The 1,510-nt window shown below is 58.5% G+C and carries 1 protein-coding gene; it reads right to left on the bottom strand.

Annotated features, from left to right (window positions below):
* Positions 1-74: 74 nt before the first annotated feature.
* A protein-coding gene (locus tag ABFY71_RS18655) for an IS3 family transposase (RefSeq protein ID WP_431021555.1) occupies positions 75-1,426 on the bottom strand; the annotation gives its coding sequence in 2 pieces (ribosomal slippage) (positions 75-1,088 and positions 1,091-1,426; 1,350 coding nt in all).
* Between the last annotated feature and the right edge of the window lie 84 nt (positions 1,427-1,510).

Genomic DNA, 1,510 nt, shown 5'->3' with positions numbered 1-1,510 from the left:
TGTCCGTCGTCAGATGATTTGGCTCAGATTGGCTCTCGGATCAGCGGAGTGTCGGCCTTGTCGTTTGGTTGATGTTAAGCGGCAATCTTGCGGTGCTGCAAGCGTCGATACTGGATGGTCTGGCGTTTGATCCTTTCACGCTTTTTGAGGATGGCTGCGGCCCTACCGAAGTAGGCGTCGGCCGGTGTTACGTTGTCCAGGCTCTCGTGGTAGCGCCGGTGGTTGTAGTGCTCGACGAAGGCGCCTATCTGGACCTCGAGGTCTCCCGGCAGGAAGTAGTTTTCGAGCAGAATGCGGTTCTTCATGGTCTGGTGCCAGCGCTCGATCTTTCCCTGGGTCTGGGGATGCATCGGCGCGCCCCGAACATGGCTCATGGCTTTGGTCTCGATATAGTCAGCAAGTTCTTCAGCGATATAGCAGGGGCCATTATCGCTCAGAAGGCGTGGTTTGTGCTGAACGTGGACCTGATTGCACCCTGATGCGGCCAGCGCCATGTCCAGCGTGTCGGTGACGTCCTCGGCTCGCATGGTGCTGCACAGCTTCCAGGCGATGATGTAGCGCGAGAAGTCGTCGAGCACCGTGGACAGATACATCCAACCCCAGCCGATGATCTTGAAGTAGGTAAAATCGGTCTGCCACATCTCGTTGGGCCGCACCGTTTTGGTGTGGAATGCATCGGCGGCCTTGATCACCACATAGGCCGGACTACTGATCAGGTCGTGGGCCTTGAGAAGCCTGTAAACGCTGGCTTCGGAGACGAAGTAGCCCTTTCGGTCGGTGAAGCTCACGGCCAGTTCCCGAGGCGATAGTTCTGACTCTTCCAGCGCCATCTCGATGATCTGGTCATGGATGTTTGCCGGTATCCGGTTCCACACCCGGCTGGGCGCCGATGGCCGATCTTCCAGTGCCTCAGGACCGCCGCCGAGGTAGCGGTCATACCAGCGATAGAAGGTCCGGCGCGGTATGCCCAGCCGGTCCAGCGTGCGTTTTGCCGGCAGGTGCGACTGCTCGACGAGATTGATGATCTCGAGCTTTTCGGATGCGGGATATCTCATTCTGGCTCGTCCCCATCCGCGATCATGCTTTTTTTGAGCAGACGGTTTTCCAGCGTCAGATCAGCCACGCATTCCTTGAGCGCACCGGCCTCTCGGCGCAAATCCTTGACCTCATCACTGGTGGCAGCGCGCGCCGTATCGCCGGCAAGCCGGCGCTTGCCGGCCTCCATGAACTCCTTGGACCAAGTGTAATACAGGCTCTGCGCGATGCCTTCCTTGCGGCACAGCTCGGCAATGCTGTCTTCGCCACGCAGGCCGTCGAGCACGATCCGGATCTTGTCTTCGGCTGAAAAGTGCCGCCGGGTCGCCCGGCGAATGTCCTTCACCACCTGCTCGGCGGGCTTCTTGGTGTTCGAGGATTTAGCAGTCATCTTGGTTCCTTCATCACGCGACGAGACCAATACACTCCTTAAAGCTCAACCCTGAATCTGTGCCATGGGTGCTGATGGCGAACA

It is taken from the genome of Devosia alba (genome assembly GCF_039938915.1).
In the GTDB taxonomy this organism is placed as follows: Bacteria; Pseudomonadota; Alphaproteobacteria; order Rhizobiales; family Devosiaceae; genus Devosia; species Devosia alba.
Note: the sequence above shows the minus strand (reverse complement) of the source record. Positions and strands in the feature narration are given on the sequence as shown.